The organism is Streptomyces sp. NBC_01520, from assembly GCF_045040375.1.
In the GTDB taxonomy this organism is placed as follows: Bacteria; Actinomycetota; Actinomycetes; order Streptomycetales; family Streptomycetaceae; genus Streptomyces.
The window spans coordinates 3,301,810-3,326,152 of sequence record NZ_CP109404.1 but is presented as its reverse complement, the minus strand read 5'-3'; the positions used below and the strand labels follow the sequence as shown (position 1 = coordinate 3,326,152).

General features: G+C 71.5%; 23 protein-coding genes and 1 tRNA gene. 10 read left to right on the top strand and 14 right to left on the bottom strand.

Annotated features, from left to right (window positions below; genetic code table 11):
* Positions 1-89: 89 nt before the first annotated feature.
* The 3 genes from galT to galK are packed head-to-tail and all read left to right on the top strand — an operon-like array spanning position 90 to position 3,279.
* Positions 90-1,133, top strand: coding sequence for a galactose-1-phosphate uridylyltransferase (gene galT / locus OG524_RS14960; RefSeq protein WP_405810597.1), 1,044 nt, complete (start codon positions 90-92; stop codon positions 1,131-1,133).
* The gene (gene galE, locus OG524_RS14955; RefSeq protein WP_405810595.1) at positions 1,130-2,110 is read left to right on the top strand and encodes a UDP-glucose 4-epimerase GalE; all 981 of its coding nucleotides are present in this window, start codon (positions 1,130-1,132) and stop codon (positions 2,108-2,110) included. Before galT ends, galE begins: the two co-directional genes overlap by 4 nt.
* A complete protein-coding gene (galK, locus tag OG524_RS14950; protein ID WP_405810593.1) occupies positions 2,107-3,279 on the top strand; it encodes a galactokinase in 1,173 nt (390 codons plus the stop codon). Before galE ends, galK begins: the two co-directional genes overlap by 4 nt.
* Here galK and OG524_RS14945 read toward each other — a convergent pair.
* Positions 3,200-3,706, bottom strand: a complete 507-nt coding sequence (locus OG524_RS14945) for a GNAT family N-acetyltransferase (RefSeq protein ID WP_405390318.1) — start codon at positions 3,704-3,706, stop codon at positions 3,200-3,202. The two genes, galK and OG524_RS14945, sit on opposite strands and share 80 nt — an antisense overlap.
* Before the next feature lie 280 nt (positions 3,707-3,986).
* On the opposite strand from OG524_RS14945, the gene OG524_RS14940 reads away from it, so the two are divergent.
* On the top strand, positions 3,987-4,751 hold the full coding sequence (locus OG524_RS14940) for a LuxR C-terminal-related transcriptional regulator (protein ID WP_405390319.1): 765 nt from the start codon (positions 3,987-3,989) through the stop codon (positions 4,749-4,751).
* Here the strand turns inward: OG524_RS14940 and OG524_RS14935 are convergent.
* Positions 4,710-5,207 carry a MarR family winged helix-turn-helix transcriptional regulator gene (locus OG524_RS14935; protein WP_405390320.1) on the bottom strand — a complete coding sequence of 166 codons (498 nt, stop codon included), beginning with the start codon at positions 5,205-5,207 and terminating at the stop codon, positions 4,710-4,712. The two genes, OG524_RS14940 and OG524_RS14935, sit on opposite strands and share 42 nt — an antisense overlap.
* Positions 5,208-5,295: 88 nt before the next feature.
* On the opposite strand from OG524_RS14935, the gene OG524_RS14930 reads away from it, so the two are divergent.
* Positions 5,296-6,093 carry a trans-aconitate 2-methyltransferase gene (locus OG524_RS14930; RefSeq protein ID WP_405810590.1) on the top strand — a complete coding sequence of 266 codons (798 nt, stop codon included), beginning with the start codon at positions 5,296-5,298 and terminating at the stop codon, positions 6,091-6,093.
* 16 nt (positions 6,094-6,109) lie between these two features.
* On the opposite strand, the gene OG524_RS14925 is transcribed toward OG524_RS14930, so the two are convergent.
* From OG524_RS14925 to OG524_RS14915, 3 genes are all read right to left on the bottom strand, one after another.
* Positions 6,110-6,712: a Uma2 family endonuclease gene (locus tag OG524_RS14925; RefSeq protein WP_405810588.1), complete on the bottom strand. Its 603-nt coding sequence runs from the start codon at positions 6,710-6,712 to the stop codon at positions 6,110-6,112.
* A gap of 97 nt (positions 6,713-6,809) precedes the next feature.
* Positions 6,810-7,496, bottom strand: coding sequence for a TetR family transcriptional regulator (locus tag OG524_RS14920; RefSeq protein ID WP_405390323.1), 687 nt, complete (start codon positions 7,494-7,496; stop codon positions 6,810-6,812).
* On the bottom strand, positions 7,493-8,479 hold the full coding sequence (locus OG524_RS14915) for an acyl-CoA desaturase (RefSeq protein ID WP_405390324.1): 987 nt from the start codon (positions 8,477-8,479) through the stop codon (positions 7,493-7,495). The genes OG524_RS14920 and OG524_RS14915 overlap by 4 nt, the downstream gene beginning before the upstream one ends.
* A 317-nt stretch (positions 8,480-8,796) precedes the next feature.
* Here OG524_RS14915 and ppc point away from each other — a divergent pair, with 317 nt between their 5' ends.
* Positions 8,797-11,526 carry a phosphoenolpyruvate carboxylase gene (gene ppc / locus OG524_RS14910; protein ID WP_405390325.1) on the top strand — a complete coding sequence of 910 codons (2,730 nt, stop codon included), beginning with the start codon at positions 8,797-8,799 and terminating at the stop codon, positions 11,524-11,526.
* Between the two features lie 29 nt (positions 11,527-11,555).
* Here the strand turns inward: ppc and OG524_RS14905 are convergent, their stop codons facing one another.
* The 6 genes from OG524_RS14905 to OG524_RS14880 form a co-directional block, all read right to left on the bottom strand.
* Entirely contained in the window at positions 11,556-12,026 is a 471-nt protein-coding gene (locus OG524_RS14905) for a hypothetical protein (RefSeq protein ID WP_405390326.1), read from the bottom strand.
* 75 nt (positions 12,027-12,101) lie between these two features.
* Positions 12,102-12,695, bottom strand: coding sequence for an aminoacyl-tRNA hydrolase (gene pth / locus OG524_RS14900; protein ID WP_405390327.1), 594 nt, complete (start codon positions 12,693-12,695; stop codon positions 12,102-12,104).
* 105 nt (positions 12,696-12,800) lie between these two features.
* The gene (locus OG524_RS14895; RefSeq protein ID WP_405390328.1) at positions 12,801-13,379 is read right to left on the bottom strand and encodes a 50S ribosomal protein L25/general stress protein Ctc; all 579 of its coding nucleotides are present in this window, start codon (positions 13,377-13,379) and stop codon (positions 12,801-12,803) included.
* A gap of 200 nt (positions 13,380-13,579) precedes the next feature.
* Positions 13,580-14,557 carry a ribose-phosphate diphosphokinase gene (locus OG524_RS14890; protein ID WP_405390329.1) on the bottom strand — a complete coding sequence of 326 codons (978 nt, stop codon included), beginning with the start codon at positions 14,555-14,557 and terminating at the stop codon, positions 13,580-13,582.
* Positions 14,558-14,676: 119 nt separating this feature from the next.
* A complete protein-coding gene (gene glmU / locus OG524_RS14885; protein WP_405390330.1) occupies positions 14,677-16,125 on the bottom strand; it encodes a bifunctional UDP-N-acetylglucosamine diphosphorylase/glucosamine-1-phosphate N-acetyltransferase GlmU in 1,449 nt (482 codons plus the stop codon).
* Between the two features lie 108 nt (positions 16,126-16,233).
* Positions 16,234-16,305, bottom strand: a tRNA-Gln gene (locus OG524_RS14880).
* A gap of 280 nt (positions 16,306-16,585) precedes the next feature.
* Here OG524_RS14880 and OG524_RS14875 point away from each other — a divergent pair.
* Complete coding sequence (locus OG524_RS14875; RefSeq protein WP_405390331.1) at positions 16,586-17,893, top strand: sensor histidine kinase; 1,308 nt, start codon at positions 16,586-16,588, stop codon at positions 17,891-17,893.
* A 79-nt stretch (positions 17,894-17,972) separates the two neighbouring features.
* Here OG524_RS14875 and OG524_RS14870 read toward each other — a convergent pair whose 3' ends face one another.
* Together OG524_RS14870 and OG524_RS14865 are read right to left on the bottom strand one after the other, a co-directional pair.
* Positions 17,973-18,491: an SUKH-3 domain-containing protein gene (locus tag OG524_RS14870; RefSeq protein ID WP_405810583.1), complete on the bottom strand. Its 519-nt coding sequence runs from the start codon at positions 18,489-18,491 to the stop codon at positions 17,973-17,975.
* Positions 18,492-18,499: 8 nt separating this feature from the next.
* Positions 18,500-19,024, bottom strand: coding sequence for a YwqJ-related putative deaminase (locus tag OG524_RS14865; protein WP_405390333.1), 525 nt, complete (start codon positions 19,022-19,024; stop codon positions 18,500-18,502).
* A gap of 238 nt (positions 19,025-19,262) precedes the next feature.
* On the opposite strand from OG524_RS14865, the gene OG524_RS14860 reads away from it, so the two are divergent.
* The 3 genes from OG524_RS14860 to OG524_RS14850 all read left to right on the top strand — a co-directional run bounded on the left by OG524_RS14860 (position 19,263) and on the right by OG524_RS14850 (position 23,746).
* Positions 19,263-20,240 (top strand): SMI1/KNR4 family protein, encoded by a 978-nt coding sequence (locus OG524_RS14860; protein ID WP_405390334.1) that lies wholly within the window; start codon positions 19,263-19,265, stop codon positions 20,238-20,240.
* On the top strand, positions 20,237-22,660 hold the full coding sequence (locus OG524_RS14855) for an SUKH-4 family immunity protein (RefSeq protein WP_405810580.1): 2,424 nt from the start codon (positions 20,237-20,239) through the stop codon (positions 22,658-22,660). The genes OG524_RS14860 and OG524_RS14855 overlap by 4 nt, the downstream gene beginning before the upstream one ends.
* Positions 22,661-22,852: 192 nt before the next feature.
* A complete protein-coding gene (locus tag OG524_RS14850) occupies positions 22,853-23,746 on the top strand; it encodes a cellulose-binding protein (protein ID WP_405390336.1) in 894 nt (297 codons plus the stop codon).
* 88 nt (positions 23,747-23,834) lie between these two features.
* Here the strand turns inward: OG524_RS14850 and OG524_RS14845 are convergent, their stop codons facing one another.
* Positions 23,835-24,287, bottom strand: a complete 453-nt coding sequence (locus OG524_RS14845; protein ID WP_405390337.1) for a MarR family winged helix-turn-helix transcriptional regulator — start codon at positions 24,285-24,287, stop codon at positions 23,835-23,837.
* Positions 24,288-24,343 lie beyond the last annotated feature (56 nt).

Genomic DNA, 24,343 nt, shown 5'->3' with positions numbered 1-24,343 from the left:
GTGGGACGGCCTCGGCGGCATTGACGTGCGTGTTTGCTTGTGGTTTGTTGTGTGCGGTTATGTTTGACGGGGTTGCATGGAGGAGCCTGGTGAAGAAGACGGTCACGACCCTCGCCGACGGCCGGGAGCTGATCTACTACGACTCCGCGGACGACGTCGTCCGCGATGCCGTCGACCGGCGGCCGCTGGACGCCGTCTCGACGTCCTCGGAGATCCGCCGCGATCCGCTGCTCGGCGACGCGGTCGCCATCGCCTCGCACCGGCAGGGACGCACGTACCACCCGCCCGCCGACGAGTGCCCGCTCTGTCCCTCGCGGGAGGGCAGGCTGAGCGAGATCCCCGACAGCCACTACGACGTCGCCGTCTTCGAGAACCGCTTCCCGTCGCTGGCCGGTGACTCGGGCCGCTGCGAGGTCGTCTGCTTCACCTCCGACCACGACGTGTCCTTCGCCGGACTCACCGAGGACCAGGCCGCCCTGGTCCTGGAGGCCTGGACCGACCGTACGGCCGAGCTCGCCGAACTCCCGCAGGTCGCCCAGGTGTTCTGCTTCGAGAACCGGGGCGCCGAGATCGGTGTCACCCTCGGCCACCCGCACGGGCAGATCTACGGTTACCCCTTCGTCACCCCACGCACCGAGCTGATGATGCGCTCGGCGGCGAACCACCGGGCGGAGACCGGCCGCAACCTCTTCGACGACGTCGTCGCCCGGGAGCTGGCCGACGGCGACCGTGTCGTCCTGGAGGGCGAGCACTGGGTCGCCTTCGTGCCGTACGCGGCGCACTGGCCCTACGAGGTCCACCTCCACCCGCGCCACCGCGTCCCCGACCTGCGGGAGCTCGACGACGCCGCCCGCACGGAGTTCCCACAGATATATCTGGAACTCTTGAGGCGATTCGACCGGATCTTCGGCCCCGGAGAGCCGCCGACCCCGTACATCTCCGCCTGGCACCAGGCGCCGTTCGGGGTCCCCGGGCGGGAGGGGTTCGGGCTGCACCTGGAGCTTTTCACCATCCGGCGCACCTCCGGCAAGCTGAAGTTCCTCGCGGGCTCCGAGTCCGGCATGAGCGTGTTCATCAACGACGTGCCGCCGGAGGCCGCGGCCCAGCGACTGCGAGAGGTAGCGAGCGAGTGAGCAACCCCGGTAAGAAGTACCTGGTGACAGGCGGCGCGGGATACGTCGGCAGTGTCGTCGCCGCGCATCTGCTGGAGGCCGGTCACACCGTGACCGTCCTCGACGACCTGTCGACCGGCTTCCGCGAGGGAGTCCCCGACGGGGCCGAATTCATCGAGGGCCGCATCCAGGACGCCGTCAAGTGGCTGGACTCCTCGTACGACGGGGTGCTGCACTTCGCCGCGTACTCCCAGGTCGGGGAGTCCGTCGTCAACCCCGAGAAGTACTGGGTGAACAACGTCGGCGGCACCACCGCCCTGCTCGCCGCCATGCGCGACGCCGGGGTGCGGACCCTGGTCTTCTCCTCCACCGCCGCCACCTACGGCGAGCCGGTCTCCAGCCCCATCACGGAGTCCGACCCGACCGCCCCCACCAGCCCGTACGGCGCCTCCAAGCTGGCCGTCGACCACATGATCACCGGTGAGGCCACCGCACACGGCCTGGCCGCCGTCTCGCTGCGCTACTTCAACGTCGCGGGGGCCTACGGCAGCTGCGGCGAGCGCCACAGCCCCGAGTCGCACCTGATCCCGCTGGTCCTCCAGGTCGCACTCGGACAGCGTGAGGCGATCTCCGTGTACGGGGACGACTACCCGACCCCGGACGGCACCTGCGTACGCGACTACATCCACGTCGCCGACCTCGCCGACGCCCATCTGCTGGCCCTGGAAGCGGCCACCGCGGGCGAACACCTGATCTGCAACCTCGGCAACGGCAACGGCTTCTCCGTGCGGGAGGTCATCGAGACCGTCCGGCAGGTCACCGGCCACCCCGTACCCGAGATCGCCGCCCCGCGACGGGGAGGCGACCCGGCCGTCCTCGTCGCCTCCGCCGCCACCGCCAGGGAACGGCTCGGCTGGCAGCCGTCCCGTGCCGACCTGGCCGGAATCGTCGCCGACGCCTGGACGTTCGCCCGCCGAGAGGAACCCACCACGCCATGACCGAGAACGCTGAGCTGACCGCCACCTTCACCGAGCTCTACGGGACCGCGCCCGAGGGGATCTGGGCGGCACCCGGACGAGTGAACCTGATCGGTGAGTACACCGACTTCAACGACGGCTTCGTCATGCCGCTCGCCCTCCCGCACACCGCCCGCGCGGCCGTCGCCCGCCGCACGGACGGCGTGCTGCGGCTGCACTCCACCGACGTACCCGGCGGCGTCGTGTCCCTGCGCGTCGACGAGCTGACCCCGCACTCCGGCCACGGCTGGGCGGCCTACCCGGCCGGTGTCGTCTGGGCCCTGCTGGAGGCCGGCCACCCCGTCACCGGCGCGGACATCCAGCTCACCTCCACCGTCCCGGTGGGTGCGGGGCTCTCCTCGTCCGCCGCCCTGGAGGTCGTCACCGGCCTCGCGCTGAACGACCTCTTCGCGCTCGGTCTGAGCGCCCCGGAGCTCGCGGTGCTCGGCCAGCGCGCCGAGAACGCGTTCGTCGGGGTGCCCTGCGGCGTCATGGACCAGATGGCCTCGGCCTGCTGCACCGAGGGACACGCCCTGTACCTCGACACCCGTGACCTCACCCAGCGCCAGGTCCCCTTCGACCTGGCCGCGCAGGGGCTGCAACTGCTGGTCGTCGACACCCGCGTCAAGCACGCCCTCGGTGACGGCGCCTACGCGGAACGCCGCGCGGGCTGCGAGGCGGGGGCCCGGGCCCTGGGCATCGGCACCCTGCGGGACCTTCCGTACGAGGGCCTGGACGCGGCGCTCGGCACCCTGGCGGCGGCGGGCGAGGACGAGTCCGTCGTGCGCTACGTCCGCCATGTGGTGAGTGACAACCACCGGGTGGAGCAGGTCATCGCGCTGCTCGACGCGGGCGAGGTACGCGCGGCGGGCCCGGTGCTCAACGCGGGACACGTCTCGCTCCGCGACGATCTGCGGGTCTCCTGCCCGGAGCTGGACCTGGTGGTCTCCTCGGCGAGCGCGGCCGGGGCACTCGGGGCCAGGATGACCGGCGGCGGCTTCGGCGGTTCGGCGATCGTCCTGGTGGAGGAGGCGGCGGCCGACACGGTCGCCAAGTCCGTGAGCGAGGCGTTCACTTCGGCCGGTTACGCCGCCCCAGGAGTCTTCCCCGCGGTTCCCTCGGCGGGGGCCCGACGGGTGTCAGCCGCTTGACCAGGATGAATTCGGCGACGCCGGGCGGATAGTCCTCGATCTCGCCGACCACCTCGTACCCCTGCTTCCGGTAGAAACCGGGGGCCTGGAAGTCCCAGGTCTCCAGCCGGGATCGGGTGCAGGACCGGTCGTCGTGGGCGAGGCGTTCCGCCTCGGCGAGCAGCCGTGCGCCGAGGCCCAGGCCACGGTGGCGGGCGTCCACCCAGAGCAGGTCCACATGGAGCCAGTAGGCCCAGGTCCGCCCGGACAGCCCGCCGGCGAGGCCTCCCTGCCCGTCCAGGAGCCATACCTCCAGGGGGACTTCGTGCTCGGCGGAGGTGGACCGCAGGGCGCGCAGGCCGGGTGATCCGTTCCAGTTGTCCTCGTGCAGCCGGCGGCCCAGCAGAATTCGACGTTCCTTGTCCACTTCTGTCTCAAGACGGAACATGGAGCACACCCTAAACACCTTCGGCAATCAGTTCCGTGAATTGCCTTCCGCAGTTCACCGCCCGCCGTACGCTGATGCACAGCACCGGTGGGGGCCGGTGCTGATTCAGGGGACGAGACAGTCGGATACGACGCCCGGGACGGGTGGCGGTCGGACACGGCGGCGGCCGTGGACGGCGGTTCACCACAGATGTCGCGGGCGTCGTATCCGCAGTGATCCGTCCTGTCGGGGCAGGCCGATCAGGGGCGCCCCGGGAAAGCACGCAGCATGGGGGGTGTCTGTGGCTCGTATCCGGGTTCTCGTGGTCGACGACCACCGCATCTTTGCCGAGTCCCTCGCGGCGGCCCTCGCGGCCGAGCCGGACATCGACGTGTCGGCGGCGGGCAGCGGTCCCGCCGCCCTGCGGTGTCTGGAGCGCGCGGCGTCCGAGGGGCGCCGCTACGACGTGATGCTGGTCGACGCCGAGCTGGGCATCCTGCCCACGGGCGCCCGCGCGGTGCCCGTCGCCGTACCGGACGGGAAAGGCCAGGTGGACGGCATCTCGCTGGTGGCCGGGGTGCGTTCGGGGCAGCCGTCGATCCGTACGGTGGTGCTCGCCGAGAAGGACGACCCGCGCAGGGCCGCGCTGGCACTGCAGGCGGGGGCGTCGGGATGGGTCGCCAAGGACTGCTCGCTGCAACGGCTGTTGACGGTCGTACGGGGCGTGCTGCGGGACGAGACGCACCTGCCGGCCGCGCTGCTGACCGGTGTCCTGCGGGAGCTGACCGCGGCGCGCAAGCACCGCACCGAGAGCGAGCAGCTCGTGGAGTCGCTGACACCGCGCGAGCGCGAGGTGCTGCGCTGCATGGTGGCGGGTCTGGGCCGCAAGGCGGTGGCGGAGCGGCTGTTCCTGTCCCCGCACACGGTGCGTACACACATGCAGAACGTGCTGGGCAAGCTGGGTGTGCACTCGACGCTGGCCGCGGTGGCGCTGGCCCGGAGGGCCGGGGTGGGTCCGGCCGCGCTAACCGGGGACGTTGTCGAACGGGGCGGTCAACTGGCGTAGCAGTCCGGCCAGTTCGGATCGCTGGTGGTGGGAGAGCTCGCCCAGGATGGCCCGCTCCTGGTCCAGCAGTCCGGCCAGCGACTGGTCGGCCTTGTCGCGGCCCTCCGCGGTCAGCCGTACGAGTACGCCGCGGCGGTCGTTCGGGTCGGGCAGCCGCTCGACGAGGTTCTTCTTGGTCAGCCGGTCGATGCGGTTGGTCATCGTGCCCGAGGTGACCAGGGTCTGGGTGAGGAGCTGGCCGGGGGACAGCTGGTACGGGGCGCCGGCGCGGCGCAGTGACGTCAGGACGTCGAATTCCCAGGGCTCCAGATGATGCTCGGCGAAGGCGATCCTGCGGGCCCGGTCGAGGTGGCGGGCCAGGCGGGAGACGCGGCTCAGCACCTCGAGTGGTTCCACGTCGAGGTCGGGGCGCTCTCGGCGCCATGCAGCGACCAGCCGGTCGACCTCGTCCTCCATGTCGATCAGTGTAGAGGGTCCCTCGACATGAAGTCTCTTGAATTCGAGTGTCTTGACATCAAGATATTTCCGGGATGATCCTGGACCCATGACCGCACCCACCTGGGATCCGCAGCAGTACCTGCGTCACGCGGACCACCGCACCCGGCCCTTCCACGACCTCCTGGCCCGGATCGGCCCGCTTCGCCACGACCGCACCCCCCGCATCGCCGACCTCGGCTGCGGCGCCGGCAACGTCACCACCCTGCTGGCCGCGCGTTGGCCGCAGGCCCGCATCACCGGCTACGACAACTCCCCGGAGATGCTGGAGCGGGCCCGCGCCCACGCCGGACCCCGGCTGGACTTCGCCGAGGCCGACGCCGCGACCTGGACACCCGGTGAGACGTGCGACCTGATCGTCTCCAACGCCCTGCTCCAGTGGGTCCCCGACCACGCGAGCCGCTTCCCCCGCTGGCTGGACGCCCTCACCCCCGGCGGCACCCTCGCCTTCCAGGTCCCCGGCAACTTCGACGCCCCCAGCCACACCCTCATGCGCGAACTGGCCGGCTCCCCGGCCTGGCGCGACCGCCTCGGCGGCCTGCTGCGGCACGGGGACGCGGTGCTCGACCCCGAGCGGTATCTGGAACGCCTGACAGCACCGGGCCGCACCGTGGACGTCTGGGAGACCACCTACCTGCACCTGCTGCCTGGCGAGGACCCCGTCCTGGACTGGGTCAAGGGCACCGGTCTGCGCCCCGTCCTCACCGCCCTGGCAGACGACCCGGAAGCGCGCGACGTCTTCCTGGCCGACTACCGCACCCTGCTGCGCGACGCCTATCCGGCGGGCCCGCACGGCACGGTCTTCCCGTTCCGCCGGATCTTCGCCGTGGCCCGTACCGCAGGATGAGCGCCCCGGCCGGCCGTCACAGCGCGGCCAGGGCCTCCGCGGAGATGTCGATGTCCACGGGGAAGGGAACACCCGTCTTCAGCCGGTCGTGATGGATCCCGGTCAGCGCGTACGCCTTCGTCACCGGATCCAGCTCGTAGACCCGCACGACGGGGTGCTGGTCGGTGCCGGTCATCTCGACCAGCCAGAAGTTCGGAATGCCGGCCGCCGCGTACTTCTGCGGCTTGGTGTCACGGTCCCGGGCCTCGGAGTCGGGCGAGACCACCTCGACGGCGAGGAATACGTCCGCGGCCTGGAAACGGGTCAGCTCCCGTCCGGTGACCGCTTCCGCCCGGATCACGCAGACATCCGGTTCGGGAGCATTGCGCCGGTCGAGGACCACGGTCATCTCGCGGCGTGCTTTCAGCTCCGGCGGCGCGCAGTGACGAAGCCCGCTCATCAGCAGGTCGATCATCGTGCTGTGGAAATCTCGCTGCGGACTCACAAAAACCAGGCTCCCGTCGAGCAGTTCCGTGTGCGGCGGGAGATCGGGCAAGGTGAACAGATCGTCCACCGTGTATCCGTCCTGCGGCGGCACCGGCCAGCGGCTGCTGTGCCCGGCGATCGGCTCGGCGGTCATGATTCCTCCCATGGACGGGATTCCGGTCCTGCACGACCACAGTAAGGGCCGCTTCGACGTCGCGTCATCACAACGGGTGATCACGCGACGGCGGCGGTCAGCTCTTACGATGGCCGATCAGCCGCGGCTTCGACTCCAGGTTCTCCAGCCCGTGCCAGGCCAGATTCACCAGATGCGCCGCGACCTCCGCCTTCTTCGGCTTGCGGACGTCCAGCCACCACTGGCCGGTCAGCGCCACCATGCCGACCAGGGCCTGCGCGTACAGCGGGGCCAGCTTCGGGTCGAAGCCCCGGGCCTTGAACTCCATGCCCAGGATGTCCTCGACCTGCGTCGCGATATCGCTGATCAGCGAGGCGAACGTACCCGTGGACTGCGCGACCGGGGAGTCGCGGACCAGGATCCGGAAGCCGTCCGTGTACGTCTCGATGTAGTCGAGCAGCGCGAACGCCGCCTGCTCCAGCAGCTCCCGCGGGTGACCCGCCGTGAGCGCGCCGGTCACCAGATCCAGCAACTGGCGCATCTCACGGTCGACCACGACGGCGTACAGGCCCTCCTTGCCCCCGAAGTGCTCGTAGACCACCGGCTTGGAGACCCCGGCGCGTGCCGCGATCTCCTCCACCGATGTGCCCTCGAACCCCTTGTCGGCGAAAAGGGTGCGGCCGATGTCGAGCAGCTGTTCGCGGCGCTCCTTGCCGGTCATCCGGACCCGCCGGGTCCGGCGGGTGGGGGCAGGTCTGCTCGTCTCGCCGCTGGTGCTTCCGTCGGTCGCCACGTCGTCAATCATGCCGGGTCGGCAGCCACGGACTTGCGCCGGGAGTCGATACGGGACTCGTCGGGCCAGCGCACGTCGTGCGCCCAGCCCAGTTGCTCGAACCAGCGGATCAGCCGGGCGCTCGAATCGATCTGGCCCCTCATCACCCCGTGCCGTGCGCTCGTCGGTTCCGCGTGGTGCAGGTTGTGCCAGGACTCGCCGCACGACAGGACCGCCAGCCACCACACGTTCCCGGACCGGTCACGGGACTTGAAGGGCCGCTTGCCGACCGCGTGGCAGATCGAGTTGATCGACCAGGTCACATGGTGCAGGAGCGCGACCCGGACCAGCGAACCCCAGAGGAACGCCGTGAACGCCCCCCACCACGACATCGTGACCAGGCCCCCGACCAGCGGCGGGATCGCCAGCGAGATGATCGTGAAGGTGAGGAAGTGACGCGAGATCGCGCGGAGCGCGGGGTCCCTGACCAGGTCGGGCGCGTACTTCTGCTGAGGCGTCTGCTCCTCGTTGAACATCCAGGCGATGTGGGCCCACCACAGGCCCTTCAGCAGCGCCGGCAGGTTCTCGCCGAACCGCCACGGCGAGTGCGGGTCGCCCTCGGCGTCGGAGAACCGGTGGTGCTTGCGGTGGTCGGCCACCCAGCGCACCAGCGGACCCTCCACCGCCATGGAACCCGCGACGGCCAGGGCGATGCGGAGCGGACGCTTCGCCTTGAACGAACCGTGGGTGAAGTAGCGGTGGAAGCCGATCGTCACGCCGTGGCATCCGAGGTAGTACATGCCGACCAGCAGACCCAGATCGAGCCAGCTGACACCACGGCCCCAGGCCAGCGGCACCGCCGCGACCAGGGCCGCGAACGGCACCACGATGAAGAGCAGCAGCGCGATCTGCTCGATCGAACGCTTCTTGTCGCCGCCGAGCGTTCCGGCGGGGGGTGGGGGGTCGCCTGCCGCCGTGGGCAGGCCGTCGTCGATCACATCGGGGCTGGTGGGCATTGGGGAGTCCCCCGTGGGGTGAGGAAATGTGACGGAATGAGCGGGCTACGCATCCGTAACCTACGGCAACGTAAGTATGCCAGCGAAGAGGCCCGCAGTACGAGAGCGCGGCCGTCACAACCCTTGCGGCGCCGGGACCGTGCCGTCGGGGCGAACCGCCCCCAAGGGCAACGAGCACGCCGGTCCCGTGGACACCTATCCTGGGTGGGTCGGACAGCGCGGTCCGCACTCTGCTTTCCCGGGGGTGACGTCAGCACCGCGACAGCCCCGGACCCCCTGTGACAGAAGTGCTCAACCACTGCAAGGAGCCGCACACTGTGAGCAGTGCCGACCAGACCCCTGCCGCCGGAGCCGAACTGCGGGCCGACATCCGCCGCCTCGGTGACCTGCTGGGCGAGACCCTCGTACGCCAGGAGGGCCAGGACCTCCTCGATCTCGTCGAGCGTGTCCGCGCCCTGACCCGTACCGACGGCGAGGCAGCAGCCGAGCTTCTCGGCGACACGGACCTGGAGACCGCCGCGCAGCTCGTGCGCGCCTTCTCCACGTACTTCCACCTCGCCAACGTCACCGAGCAGGTCCACCGCGCCCACGAGATGCGCGACCGCCGGGCCGCCGAGGGCGGTCTCCTCGCCCGGACCGCCGACCGGCTCAAGGACGCGGACCCCGAGCACCTGCGCGAGACCGTCAAGAACCTCAACGTCCGGCCGGTCTTCACCGCGCACCCGACGGAGGCCGCGCGCCGCTCCGTACTGAACAAGCTGCGCCGCATCGCCGCACTCCTGGAGACCCCGGTCATCGAGGCCGACCGTCGCCGCCAGGACATCCGGCTCGCCGAGAACATCGACCTCATCTGGCAGACCGACGAGCTGCGCGTGGTCCGCCCGGAGCCCGCCGACGAGGCCCGCAACGCCATCTACTACCTCGACGAGCTCCACGCCAACGCCGTGGGCGACGTCCTGGAGGACCTGGCCGCCGAGCTGGAGCGCGTCGGCGTCGAACTGCCCGCCGGCACCCGCCCGCTGACCTTCGGCACCTGGATCGGCGGAGACCGCGACGGCAACCCCAATGTGACGCCCGCCGTCACCTGGGAGGTGCTGATCCTCCAGCACGAGCACGGCATCACCGACGCCCTCGAACTCGTCGACCAGCTGCGCGGACTGCTCTCCAACTCCATCCGCTACACCGGAGCCACCGACGAGCTCCTCGCCTCCCTCCAGGCCGACCTGGAGGCGCTCCCCGAGATCAGTCCCCGCTACAAGCGGCTGAACGCCGAGGAGCCCTACCGGCTCAAGGCCACCTGCATCCGGCAGAAGCTCGTCAACACCCGCGAGCGCCTCGCCTCCGGCACCCCGCACCGCCCCGGCTGCGACTACCTCGGCACCGCCGAGCTCATCGCCGACCTGGCCCTCATCCAGACCTCGCTGCGCGAGCACAAGGGCGGCATCGTCGCCGACGGCCGGATGGACCGCACCATCCGCACGCTCTCCGCGTTCGGCCTCCAGCTCGCCACCATGGACGTACGCGAGCACGCCGACGCCCACCACCACGCGCTCGGCCAGCTCTTCGACCGCCTCGGCGAGGAATCCTGGCGCTACGCCGACATGCCGCGCGACTACCGGCAGAAGCTCCTCGCCAAGGAGCTCCGCTCCCGCCGCCCGCTCGCCCCGACCCCGGCCCCGCTGGACGCCGCGGGCGAGAAGACCCTCGGTGTCTTCCACACCATCAAGGAAGCCTTCGAGCGCTTCGGCCCCGAAGTCATCGAGTCCTACATCATCTCGATGTGCCAGGGCGCCGACGACGTGTTCGCCGCGGCCGTCCTCGCCCGCGAGGCCGGACTCGTCGACCTGCACGGAGGCTGGGCCAAGATCGGCATCGTGCCGCTCCTGGAGACCACCGACGAGCTCAAGGCCGCCGACGTCATCCTCGACGAGATGCTCGCCGACCCCTCCTACCGCCGCCTCGTCTCGCTCCGCGGCGACGTCCAGGAGGTCATGCTCGGCTACTCCGACTCATCCAAGTTCGGCGGCATCACCACCTCCCAGTGGGAGATCCACCGCGCCCAGCGCCGGCTCCGCGACGTCGCCCACCGCTACGGCGTCCGGCTGCGGCTCTTCCACGGCCGCGGCGGCACCGTGGGCCGCGGCGGCGGCCCCTCGCACGACGCGATCCTCGCGCAGCCCTGGGGCACGCTGGAGGGCGAGATCAAGGTGACCGAGCAGGGCGAGGTCATCTCCGACAAGTACCTCATCCCGGCACTCGCCCGGGAGAACCTGGAGCTGACCGTCGCGGCCACCCTCCAGGCCTCCGCGCTGCACACCGCGCCGCGTCAGTCCGACGAGGCCCTGGCCCGCTGGGACGCGGCGATGGACACCGTCTCGGACGCCGCCCACGCCGCGTACCGCAAGCTGGTCGAGGACCCCGACCTGCCGACGTACTTCCTCGCCTCCACCCCGGTGGACCAGCTCGCCGACCTGCACCTGGGCTCGCGGCCCTCCCGCCGCCCCGGCTCGGGCGTCTCGCTCGACGGCCTGCGCGCCATCCCCTGGGTCTTCGGCTGGACCCAGTCACGGCAGATCGTGCCCGGCTGGTACGGCGTCGGCTCCGGCCTCAAGGCACTGCGCGAGGCCGGTCTGGACACCGTCCTGGAAGAGATGCACGAACACTGGCACTTCTTCCAGAACTTCCTCTCCAACGTCGAGATGACCCTCGCCAAGACTGATCTGCGCATCGCCCGGCACTACGTCGACACCCTCGTCCCCGACGAGCTCAAGCACGTCTTCGACGACATCGAGGCCGAGCACGCGCTGACCGTCCAGGAAGTCCTCAAGGTCACCGGCAACACCGAACTGCTCGGCACCAGCCCGGTGCTCCAGCAGACCTTCGCCATCCGCGACGCCTACCTGGACCCGATCTCCTACCTCCAGGTGTCGCTGCTGGCCCGCCAGCGCCAGGCGGCCGAGCGGGGCGAGGAGGCCGACCCGCTGCTCGCCCGGGCCCTGCTGCTCACCGTGAACGGTGTCGCCGCGGGCCTGCGCAACACCGGCTGACCGTACGGAACCGAGCGGGTGCGGCCCTGTCAGAGGGCGATGAACGTCGCCGTCAGCAGGGCCGCGCCCGCGATGCCCGTACCCCAGGCGGTCCGCGTCAGCCGCAGACCGCCGCCGATCACCAGGGCGGCCAGCACCAGCGCACCGCCCAGCGGCACCCAGGCATGCAGGAAGCCCGGCGTCCCGGTGCGTACGACGTCACCGGTGCCGGGCTTCACGACGACGGGGAAGCGGTCACCCTTCTTCGCCGCGACGGACCGCGGGACCGTCACGGCGGCCCGGTCCCGTGACTCCGCGTCGGGTGCGAACGACCCCGTGCACACGTCCTCGCCGCACCCCGTGACCGCCATGGTGCCGTGCTCACGGCCCTTGGCCAGGACGATGTGGTGCGCGGTGTTCCACGACGACCACGCCCCAGCGACGAGCAGCAGCAGGACGATGCAGCCCGCGAGGAACGTACGGCCGTGGGCCAGCAGCCGGGGGGAGGTACTCCGCTTCATGGGGGCCGATCTTTGGGCAGAGCCGCGCGTTCGGTCAACCTGTGGCCGAAAATGGCCCAAGAAGCAGCAGGAATGTCAGGAGTTGTACGTCGTCTGGGTCCGATCCAGCCCGTCCGCCAGCAGGCACTCCACCGAGTCCGCCGCCCGGTCGACCAGGTAGGCCAGCTCCTTGCGCTCCGTACCCGAGAAGTCCTTCAGCACGAAGTCGGCGACCTGCATCCGCCCCGGCGGACGGCCGATCCCGAACCGCACCCGGTGGTAGTCCGGACCCATCGCCTTCGTCATCGACTTCAGCCCGTTGTGCCCGTTGTCGCCGCCGCCCAGCTTCAGCCGCAGCATGCCGAAGTCGATGTCCAGCTCGTCATGGACCGCCACGATGTGGTCCGTGGGCACCTTGTAGAAGTCACGCAACGCCGTGACGGGCCCGCCGGACAGATTCATGTACGACATCGGTTTGGCCAGCACCACCCGCCGGCTCGCGGGTCCGGGCGGACCGATCCGGCCCTCCAGCACCTGCGCCTGCGCCTTCTGCGCCCGCTTGAACTTCCCGCCGATCCGCTCGGCCAGGAGGTCGGCGACCATGAATCCGACGTTGTGCCGGTTCGCCGCGTACTCGGGGCCGGGGTTGCCGAGGCCCACGATCAGCCAGGGGTCGGTGACGTCGGACATCTGCGCTCGGTCTCCTCGCGTACGGACCAGTGATGACAGGGAAACGGGGCAGCGGATCCCCGGAAGGGAACCGCCACCCCGTCAGTGAAGCAGGTGGGGCGAGGATCAGGCCTCGGCGGGAGCCTCCTCGGCGGGGGCCTCCTCGACCTGCGCGGCGACGACGGAGAGCACGACGTTCTCCGGCTCCTCGGCCAGCACCGAACCGGTGGGCAGCGGGATGTCCTTGGCCAGGATCGAGTCACCGGCGTCCAGGCCCGCGATGGAGACCGTGACGGACTCGGGGATGTGGGTGGCCTCGGCCTCGACGCGCAGGGTGTTCTGCACGTACTCGAGCAGGTTGCCGCCCGGGGCCAGCTCGCCCTCGACGTGCACCGCGATCTCGACCTCGACCTTCTCGCCGCGCTTCACGGTGAGGAGGTCGACGTGCTCGATGTTGCCCTTGATGGCGTTGCGCTGGACGGCCTTCGGGATGACCAGGGCGTCCTTGCCGTCGATCTCGAGACCGATGAGGACGTTGGCGGTGCGGAGCGCCAGCTGCAGCTGGTGGCCCGGCAGGTTGATGTGGACGGGCTCGGCACCGTGGCCGTAGACGACCGCGGGGACCAGGTTGGCACGACGCGTACGGCGGGCGGCGCCCTTGCCGAACTCGGTACGGACCTCTGCGGCGAGCTTGATCTCGGCCATGATGCACTCCTCGTAAGGTGACGAAACTGCGGTGGTCACCCGGCCCACGACAGGCCTGCTACGAAGAGCGCGTCGATAACGGACCGCCGGTCCCCATGAGAACTCATGAGAACGGCCTCCCTCGCCGAGCAACTCGCTGAGTCTACCCGGCGGGGAGGCCGCACCCAAAGTGGATCACCCGTGGGTGATCATCCGCTGTGTTACGCCTGCTCCTCGAAGAGGCTCGTGACCGAACCGTCCTCGAAGACCTCGCGCACCGCGCGCGCGATCGTCGGCGCGATCGAGAGCACCGTGATCTTGTCGATCTCCAGCTCGCCCGGGGTCGGCAGGGAGTCCGTGAAGACGAACTCGCTGACCTTCGAGTTCTTCAGACGGTCCGCGGCCGGCCCGGACAGCACCCCGTGGGTGGCCGTCACTATGACGTCCTCGGCGCCGTGCGCGAACAGGGCGTCGGCGGCGGCGCAGATCGTGCCGCCCGTGTCGATCATGTCGTCGACCAGGACACAGACCCGGCCCTGGACGTTGCCGACGACCTCGTGGACGCTGACCTGGTTCGGCACGTCCTTGTCGCGGCGCTTGTGGACGATCGCCAGCGGCGCGTCCAGCCGGTCGCACCAGCGGTCGGCCACACGCACGCGGCCGGCGTCCGGGGAGACGATCGTCAGCTTCGAACGGTCGACCTTGGCGCCCACGTAGTCCGCCAGGATCGGCAGCGCGAACAGGTGGTCGACCGGACCGTCGAAGAAGCCCTGGATCTGGTCGGTGTGCAGGTCGACGGTGAGGATGCGGTCCGCACCCGCCGTCTTCATCAGGTCCGCGATCAGACGCGCCGAGATCGGCTCGCGACCTCGGTGCTTCTTGTCCTGGCGGGCGTAGCCGTAGAACGGCACGATCACCGTGATGGACCGGGCGGACGCGCGCTTCAGCGCGTCCAGCATGATGAGCTGCTCCATGATCCACTTGTTGATCGGAGCCGTGTGGCTCTGGATCAGGAAGCAGTCGGCGCCGCGGGCGGACTCCTGGAAACGTACGTAGATCTCACCGTTGGCGAAATCGAAGGCCTTCGTCGGCACGAGGCCGACACCCAGTTGATGTGCGACCTCCTCGGCCAGCTCGGGGTGGGCGCGGCCGGAGAAGAGCATCAGTTTCTTCTCGCCGGTCGTCTTGATCCCGGTCACAGCACAGTCTCCTCAGACGTGTATCTGGCACCGCACGCATGTGTCCCGATGTGCGACGAGCCAGCCGAAATGGGTGAGCATCTATCACGGTACGCCGCCTTCGGCGCACCTGTTTCCGGTCAGCTTTCGGCGTCGGCCTCCCCGGCCGCGGCCTGGGCCGCCTGCGCGGCCGCGCTGCCGGGACGCTTCCGGGCCACCCAGCCCTCGATATTCCGCTGCTGGCCCCGTGCGACGGCCAGCGAACCGGACGGCACATCCTTGGTGATGACCGAACCCGCCGCCGTGTAAACCCCGTCCCCCACCGTGACAGGCGCCACAAACATATTGTCCGCACCGGTCCGGCAGTGGGACCCGATCGTCGAGTGGTGCTTGGCCACACCGTCGTAGTTCACGAAGACGCTCGCCGCACCGATGTTCGTGTGGTCGCCGATCGTCGCGTCACCGACGTAACTCAGGTGCGGCACCTTGGTGCCCTCGCCGATCGTGGTGTTCTTCAGCTCCACGTATGCCCCGGCCTTGGACTTCGCGCCCATCCTCGTGCCCGGCCGCAGATAGGCGAACGGGCCGACCGTCGCACCGGGGCCCACCTCGGCGCCGATCGCGACCGTGTTGTCCACCCGCGCGCCCGGGTGCACGACGGTGTCCGTCAGCCGGGAGTTGGGGCCGACCTCGGCGTCCTCGGCGAGGTGCGTCGTGCCCAGCAGCTGTGTACCCGGGTGCACCACCGCGTCCCGCTCGTACGTCACCGTCGCGTCGATCAGCGTCGACGCCGGGTCCACGACCGTCACGCCGGCCAGCATGGCGCGCTCCAGCAGGCGCTCGTTGAGCAGCCGCCGGGCCTCGGCCAGCTGCAGCCGGTTGTTGATGCCCAGGATCTCCCGGTGGTCGGGCGCGACCGACGCGCCCACCCGGTGGCCCGCCTCGCGCAGGATCGACAGCACGTCGGTGAGGTACTCCTCGCCCTGGCTGTTGTCCGTACGCACCTTGCCGAGCGCGTCGCCGAGCAGCCGGCCGTCGAAGGCGAAGACGCCGGAGTTGATCTCCCGGATCGCCCGCTGCGCGTCGGTGGCGTCCTTGTGCTCGACGATCGCGGTGACCGCGCCGGTGGCCGCGTCGCGGACGATCCGGCCGTAGCCGGTGGAGTCCGGGACCTCGGCGGTCAGCACGGTGACGGCGTTCGCGTCGGCGGAGTGGGTGGCGGCGAGTGCGGACAGGGTCTCGCCGGAGAGCAGCGGGGTGTCGCCGCAGACGACGATCACGGTGCCCGCGACGGTGCCGCCGAGCTCTTCGAGCCCCATGCGTACGGCGTGCCCGGTGCCGTTCTGCTCGGCCTGGTAGGCGGTGCGTACGGGGGTGTCCCCGGCGGTGAGATGTGCGGTGACCTGCTCGCTCGCATGGCCGACGACCACGACGAGGTGCTGGGGGCCGAGCTCACGGGAGGCGGCGACGACATGTCCGACGAGCGAGCGCCCGGAGATCTCGTGCAGGACCTTGGGGGTCTTCGACTTCATGCGGGTGCCCTCGCCCGCTGCGAGGACGACGACGGCTGCCGGGGGGTTGGCGCTCACGGATGTGCCCTTCGGCTTCGGGTGGTGGACATCCGCAGGATACCGGGGGTGTTTCCGCACGAAACGAGCGCGGGCCCCGATTGGTGAGGTCGGGGCCCGCGTACAAAGCTCCCCCACCAGGACTCGAACCCGGACAAATAGCACCAAAAGCTACTGTGCTGCCAATTACACCATGGGGGAACTAAGCGGAAGATTCTTCAGTCCGCTCGATCGGCACCCAACACTATGCCGTACCGAGCGCCCTCCGCGCGACGGTGAAACCGGGTGCCCCGGCCGCACGGCCGCCCGGACAATCCCGTTGGCCTCCACCGGTGTTCTCCCGCACGGATGCCGGAACGCGCTTACCCGGCGTCCGCCCGGACGCGGAACCCGGGGCCCCGTCTCCCTGGCACGCCCGGTCGCCTCCCGCGCTGACGGAGTCTCCGGAAATTGGGATGCGCCCGCCCGTAGTCTGGATGCCATGACCGCAACGGGGGCAGACCGGGAAGCGGCGGGACCGACCACCCGCGGCTACTGGTGGTGGGAGCGGCGGCGCGGTGTCGCCCTGGACGTGGGACTGGCGCTGGTTTCGGCGCTGGAGTGTGCGCTGGAGGGGGTGCAGTTCGCCGGGGACACCGGGCTGCCGGTGCCGGTGGCGGTGATCTTCGGGCTGCTGGCCGGATCGGTGCTGGTGGTGCGCCGGCGCTGGCCGATCGCCGTGGTGCTGGTGTCGATCGCGATGACGCCCGCCGAGATGGGCTTCCTGATGGCCCTCGTCGGCCTGTACACGCTGGCCGCCTCTGACGTGCCGCGCAGGATCACCGTCGTGCTGACGGGGATGACACTCGTCGGCACGTTCATCGTCACCTACGTACGGCTGCGGCAGAGTGTCACCGCCCAGGCCGACTTCGGGCCGGGCGACTGGTACGTACCGCTGATGTCGCTCTTCATGGCACTGGGGCTGACGGCGCCGTCCGTGCTCCTCGGCCTGTACATCGGGGCGCGGCGACGGCTCATGGAGAGCCTGCGGGAGCGGGCCGACTCGCTGGAGCGGGAGCTGTCGCTCCTGGCGGACCGGGCCGAGGAGCGGGCCGAGTGGGCGCGTACGGAGGAGCGGGGCAGGATCGCCCGCGAGATGCACGACGTGGTCGCCCACCGGGTCAGCCTGATGGTGGTGCACGCGGCGGCGCTCCAGGCGGTGGCGCCCAAGGACCCGGCGAAGGCGGTGCGCAACGCGGCGCTGGTCGGCGACATGGGCCGGCAGGCGCTGACGGAGCTGCGGGAGATGCTCGGCGTCCTGCGCAGCGGGGACGCGCTCGTCGCCCCGCCGGCCGGCCGGGTCCCGCTGGCCTCGGTGGGCCGGGCGGCGGCTGCCGCCGCGGCGGCGGCCACGGAGGACGGGCCGCGGCTGCGCGAGGTGGAGGCGCTCGTCGCGCAGTCCCGGGATGCGGGGATGACGGTCGAGCTCTCGGTGGACGGCGAGCTGCGCCCGTACGCCCCGGAGGTCGAGCAGACGGCGTACCGGGTGGTGCAGGAAGCCCTGACGAACGTGCACAAGCACGCGGCGGGTGCGAAGACGTGGGTGCGGCTGGCGCACCGGGGTTCCGAGGTCGCGATGCAGGTGGAGAACGGCCCGACGGACGGGGCCACGGCGGACGCCGGGCTGCCGAGCGGCGGCAACGGCCTGGTGGGCATGCGCGAACGGGTACTGGCCCTGGGCGGCGTCTTCGTATCAGGCCCGACGGACGCAGGCGGCTACCGGGTCTCCGCCGTCCTCCCCACCGCCTAGGCGCGGTCGGCGGGAGGTTGCGGACGCCCGTAGTGGTGCATACGGGGCAACTGTCCGTCCGTAACCCCCCACCGACCCTTCAGGGGGAGGTGAGGCGGTCGGGTTGGGTGCCGGTGATCAGGGTGGCGAGGGCTCGGTCGATGTCTGATCCGAGGTACCAGTCGCCGGTGTGGTCGATGGAGTAGACCCGGCCCTCGCTGTCCATCGCGAGCACCGCCTGGCCGTCGCCTTCCTCGCCCAGGGGTGCCACCTCGGTCTCCAGCGCGCGCCCCAGGTCACCGAGCGTCCGGGCGAGGTGCAGCCCGCTCAGCGGGTCGATGCGCACCGCGGCCGGTGCGATCTGCCGGCCCGGCGCGGACGCGGTGATGCGCAGCCCGCCGAACTCGGCCCACGCCTCGACCGCCGCCGGGAAGACCGCGTGCTGGTGCCCGGCGGGCGAGGCGTGGGAGCGCAGGGCGTCGGCCCACTCCTCGGCCTGCCGGATGTCCCAGCGTCCCGGCTCCCAGCCGGCCTGCCGCAGGGCGGCGTCCACGGCGACGGGGAAGCGGGTGGACGAGACGCGGTCCAGCTGGGCGGGTACGTCGGTTCGGTCGCGCATCTGTGTGCTCAGCCCTTCTCGGCGGTGGTCGCCGCCCCGGCGGTGGTGAGGTCGACGGGGCGTACGCCGAAGTGGGCGAGCATCTCCGTACAGGAGCGGCAGGGGCGCGCGTAGCTGCCGTGCAGCGGGTCGCCGTCCTCGCGGATGTGCCGGGCCGTGAGCCGGGCGTGCTTGAGCGCCCGGCGGGCCTCCCCGTTCGTGAGGGGCTTGCGCTGGGCGCGCTTGGAGCGGCCGCCGTCGGCCGCGGTGAGCTGACGGGAGAGCAGTATCGCCTCGGGGCAGCGCCCCGTGAAGCGCTCGCGCTGATTGCTGGTGAGGGTGTCGAGGAAGTCCTGGACGAGTGGGTGGAGCACCGGCGGCTGGTCCCCCTTGCCGGCGGTGCAGGTCAGCGTTTCGCCGCGTACGGAAAGCGCTGCGGCCACGGCCGGCAGGATGCCGTCGCGGCGGTGGTGGAGTTGTGGCGCGCGGCTGGGTTCGGTGCTGCTCCAGCTGAGTCGCGGATCTCCGGATGTGACTGTTTGTGCAGAGTGCATGGTCTGGACATCCCTCCCGCAATCCCCCGACTTGCGGGGGACAGCCTGCCAAATGTGCAGGGTGGTGGGGAAGCTGGGGCACTGAAACGTGTCTGCGTGTCGCGGCTCGGTGGCCCGATCGTCGCACCACCGTCACGCGGTGGTGACGTTCGGTGAAGGGATGCGGAGGAGGCGGGGGCCCTTGTTGCGCCACCGCATAGGCTGTGCGGAACACCAGACGCAGCAGGGGGCAACCGCCATGACGACAGGTCGGCTCGGTCAGCAAACCGCGCCACCGAACGCGGCCTACGCCGGGCAGGTCGTGCACTTCCCGGACCCGGTCCGGGCGTCCCGCCATCCCAGGGGTGTGCGCGTGGACGAGAACGGCCACCCGGTGCTTTCGCCGTACGCCCGTGCCGCCGCGGAGATCGCTGATCCGCCGCCGGGATTCGGTATCGACGAGCTGCGGCTCACGGACTACGTGTCGGCGAACGCGGCCATGGCGGCGAGCGGGCACGAGCTGTGGGACACGATTCCGGCGGTGGCCACTCCGCACGGCTGGACGTGGCACCACGTGGCGGGCGGCCGGCGGATGGAGCTCGTCCCGGTCGAGGTGAAGGCGCTGCTGCGTCACCACGGCGGCCTGGCGACCACCTCGGTGGACCAGGACCGGCGGGGCACCCGGCCGCTGCAGGAGACCAGGCCCGCCCACTTCCGGCTGCCGAAGGGCGCGGTGGCGGTGAGCGAGCAGCAGGTCCTGGGTGTCGAGGAGGACCTCGGCTACCGGCTCCCCGGCGCGTACCGCTCGTTCCTGAAGGCGGCCGGCGGTTCGGCCCCGGTCGGCGCGGCGCTGGACGCGGAGCTCGGCCTGCTGGTCGACCAGCCGTTCTTCACGGTGCGCGAGGAGGCTGCCGTGAACGACCTGGTGTACGTCAACAAGTGCCTGCGGGACCACTTCACCAAGGACTACCTGGGCGTCGCCTTCGTCCAGGGCGGCATCATCGCCGTGAAGGTGCGGGGTGGTGACGTGGGCTCGGTGTGGTTCTGCGCGTACGACGACGCCAGGGACCAGGACGGCTGGAGCGTGCAGGAGCGCGTGGACCGGCTCCTGCTGCCCTGTGGCACGGACTTCGACGCCTTCCTCCAGCGCCTCGCGGGCAACCCCCCGGAACTGGAGACCGTGGCGAACCTGATGGTGGACGGCGGCTTCGCGCAGGCCGTCCCGGTGGAGGGGTGAGCGCGGTGGTGACCTTCGCGCAGGCACAGGAGCGGGCGGACGAGTGGGTCAACGGTGACGTGCCCGCCTACCAGCACCGTGAGGTGCGGGTCCGCGAATTCGAGCTCGGCTTCGTGGTGTGGGCCGAGGACCGGGCGGAGGGCCCGATCTCGGACGGCGGCCGTCAGCGGCTGGTGATCGCCCGCGACAGCGGTGAGGCCACCCTGTGGCCCGGGCTGCCGGTCGGCGAGGTGATCCGGCGGTACGAGGAGGAGTACGGGGCGCCCGACGTGGCACCGGCGACTCCGGAGCCGCCGCAGCGCATCGATCTGAATCAGACGTCGTTCCTGCTGAGCCCGCCGGAGTGGCTCCAGGAGGCGGCGGACAAGCTGGGCATCCCGGACCGGCGGACGGAGCCGGACACGCCTCCTCCCGCACCCGTCCCGGCTCCCGCCCCTATCCCTTCTCCTTCTCCTGCCGGGCCGGCCGACGCGGGGGCGACCCCGTGGCCGGCCGCGGGCGGGCAGCGTGACTACGAGCCCACCGCGTCCGACGGCGTGCCCGCCGGTGCGACCCCGTGGGCGGGGACGGACACCAACGCGGATTCGGAGGACGGCGCGGTGGGGCTGCCGGCGACGGTGTTCGCGCCGCCGCTCTCCGGTTCGGACGACGACGGGACCCCGCCGCCGGTCGTGTCGGCCGAGGCGCCCACGGCCCTGATGTCGGGAGGCAGCCGGCTGCCCCGGACCGCGGTGGTCCCAGGGCTGAGCCCCCAGGCGGGCCCTCCCGCGCGATCCGCCTCTCCGGGGGCCGACGCGGGCGACATCGCGGACGCGGCGACGAGCAAGGCCGTCGTGCCGCCGCGCGGCGCGCGCGGCACCGGCTCGACGCCTCCGCCGCCGCCGGGCGCGCCCGGTACCCCGGGTGCACGGCCCGGTGCGACCCCGCCGCCGTCGGGACCCGGTACGGCCGGCGGGTACGTCCCGACGCAGCTCGTCTCGCAGCTCGGCCCTCCCGGTGCGCCGGGTGCTCCGCGGCCCCCGGGGCCTCCCGGAGCCCCGGCTGCTCCGCAGCCTCCCGGTCCTCCCGGTCCGCCCGGTGCGACGCCGCCCCCCGGTGGCGGTGTGCACCACGCCGCGACGATGTTCGCCGACGCGAGCATCGGCGGCCCCAACATGCCGCCGCCCCCGGGTCCTCCCGGAGCCCCGGGTGCTCCACAGCCTCCCGGTCCGCCCGGTGCCCTGGGTGCTCCGCAGCCGCCCGCACCTCCCGCTCCGCCCGGCCCACCTGGGGCGACACCGCCCCCGGGTGGCGGGGCGCATAACGCCGAGACCATGTTCGCGGGTCCGGGGCCGGGCGGCCCCGGTGCTCCGCAGCCGCCCGGTCCGCCCGGGCCTCCTCCCGGCGCGCCGGGCCCGCACACCCCGCCGCCCCCGGCCTACGGCTACCCGCAGCAGCCCTCCGGTCAGCCCACGGTCGGTCCGGGCTACCAGGCGGTGCTGCGCTTCCGCGCGCCCGACGGCAGCGAGCAGCAGCTGATCCGGCGCTCGGCGCCGGGGACGCCGCACCCCGAGTGGCAGATGCTGCACGAGCTGCGCGGGATGAACGTGCCGCCGCAGCAGGTCATCGAGCTGCACACGGAGCTGGCGTCCTGCGAGCTGCCCGGTGGTTACTGCGCGCGGATGATCCGGGAGACCTGGCCGCAGGTCAGGATCACGAGCGTCGCCCCGTACGGCACGGATCACGCGAGCCGCCAGCAGGGCATGCAGCATCTGCTGACGCATCAGGGTGAGCTGCACCAGGTCGCCGACGGTCCGGCGCGGCCGGCTCCCGTGCGGGCGCCGCTGCCGCAGATGCCGCCCGCCATGGCCGTACCGCCGGAGGCGCTGGCCGAGGAACTGCTCGGGGCCTTCGGTCCGCAGGGTGTGCTCCGCTTCGACCAGCGGGCGGTGTCCCGTCAGGGTGTGCCCGAGGTCGTGGCGCAGACCTTGGTGTGGGCGGGTCTGCCCGCCGACTTCGGTCCGTTCTTCTGGGCGCAGCCGGGGCATCCCGTGGTGCCGACGCTGGCGGAGCTGGCGGCGCAGCGCCAGCTGCAGCCGGCCTCGGACGCGGGTTCGTACCTGGTGATGGGGTCCGACTTCGGCCGGGCGATCTGTGTGCAGTACGGCACGGCGAACATCGTGGCCGTGCCGGTCGAGGCGGGTCCCGGCGGGCAGCCCGTGCCGCCGCAGTTCGTGAACACGGGACTGCCGGAGTTCGTGCGGTCGATGGCGCTGCTGGGCCGCATGTGGCGGCTGCGGTTCGGGCTGAATCCCGAGCAGGCGGGCCGCTGGACGGTCGATTTCCAGGCGCAGTTGGTGGCCCTTGACCCGGCGGCGCTGGCGTCGCCGGAGAGCTGGTGGTCGGTTCTGCTGGAGCAGATGTGGGACGGCCTGCTCTGACCTGACCCGTTGTGTGCAGGACGCCCGGCCCTCTCGGGGGACCGGGCGTCCTGTGCGTGCGGGGGGCTGTGATGCCTGTCCCTTCCGTCTTGAAAGGGACTGATCGATTCCGACTTCCGGCACCAATTGCCGCATCCTTGACGTATTGCTTGGTGGTCGGGGATTCGGAGAGCGGGAAAGAGGGCTTCAGGGATGAGTGGTGGACCGGTGTCCGCGTACGACTTCGTCGGCGTACGGGGGCGTGGTTACCGTCCGGAGCAGGTGGACCGCACCGTGGCCGTGCTGTCGGCCGAGCGGGACGGGGCCCTGGACCGGCTCTCCCGGCTGACGGCCCTGGCCGAGGAGCTGACGGCCGAGTCGGCGCGGCTCGGTGAGGAGGTCGCCTCCCTCGCGCCGCAGACGTACGTCTCGCTGGGGGAGCGGGTCCAGGAGATCCTCGCCCTCGCGGAGGCCGAGTCGGAGGCGTCCCGCGGGGCGGCTCTGCAAGCGGCGCAGGAGGTGCGGGACGCGGCGGACGCGGTGGGCCGCACCCTCCGTGAGGCGGCGCGGGAGGACGCCGGGGGTGTGCGGTCGGCCGCCGACGCCCGTGCGGAGGAGGTGCTGGCCGCGGCGCGGGGCACGGCCGGGGCTCTCGTCGAGGAGGCGCGTGCGGAGGCCGACGGGACGCGCGGGAGCGCCGAGGCCGAAATGGTGGAGACCCGTCGCCGTACGGCCGGGGTGCTGGCCCATCAGGAGCAGGAGCATGCCGGGCGGGGCAAGGCCGCGGAGGCGGAGCTCGCCGCGGCGGAGGCCGACGCGGCGGCGCGTGAGGCGGAGCTGACGGCGCGGGCCGAGGTACTGCTGGAGCGGGCGCGGCGGGAGCTCTCGGAGACCGAGGAGGCCGCCCGGCACGGTCAGGAGGACGCCGAGGCGCGGGCCGCGGAGCTGCTCTCCGGGGCGCGGGTCGCCGAGGAGCGGGTGGTCCGGGAGACCGAGAGGGTGCTGCGGGAGCACGAGGAGGGCCGCGAGGAGGCACGGGCGCACATGGCGCACGTACGCAGCTCGCTGGCGGCGCTCACGGGGCGTATGTCCCCGGCCGAGGACTGACGGGGGCAGGGCGAGGGCCGAAAGGTGTCGCGTCCGGGAGGGCGGGAGGCTGCCGTCCCGGGTCCCCTGACGGCAGCGCGGCGGTCCGTCAGGGGCGCGGCCAGGGGCGTCGGGAGAGGTCCTCGATGCCGTTGTTGAAGCGCTTGAGGTAGCCGGCGAAGGCGGCGATGTCCTCGTCCGGCCAGTCGTTCATGACCCGGTCCAGGGCGCTGACCACGCGCTCGCGTTCCGCCGTGAGCAGGCGCAGGCCCTCGTCGGTCATCCGGAACTTGCGGGCCATCCCGCCCGCCGGGTCCGCGATGCGCTCGATGAGGCCGGCGTGCATCGCGGCGGCGGTCTGCCGGTTGAGGGTGGACGCGTCGAGGCCGAACGCGTCGCTCAGCTCGCCTATGGACATCGGCCCCTGGACGCGGATGCGGCTCAGGAGGATGTAGGCGCTCCGGTCCAGGAGCGCGGTTCTGTGGCGTCCGCCCTTGTGGGCGAGCTCGTGGCGCCCGAGCAGCATCTGCTCGTACTCGACCTCGTAGGTGGGCCTTGCCATGTCCTCTCGCCTCCTGCTCCGGGGCCGTTCGCGCGGGTTGATTCCGTGGCCCGCCC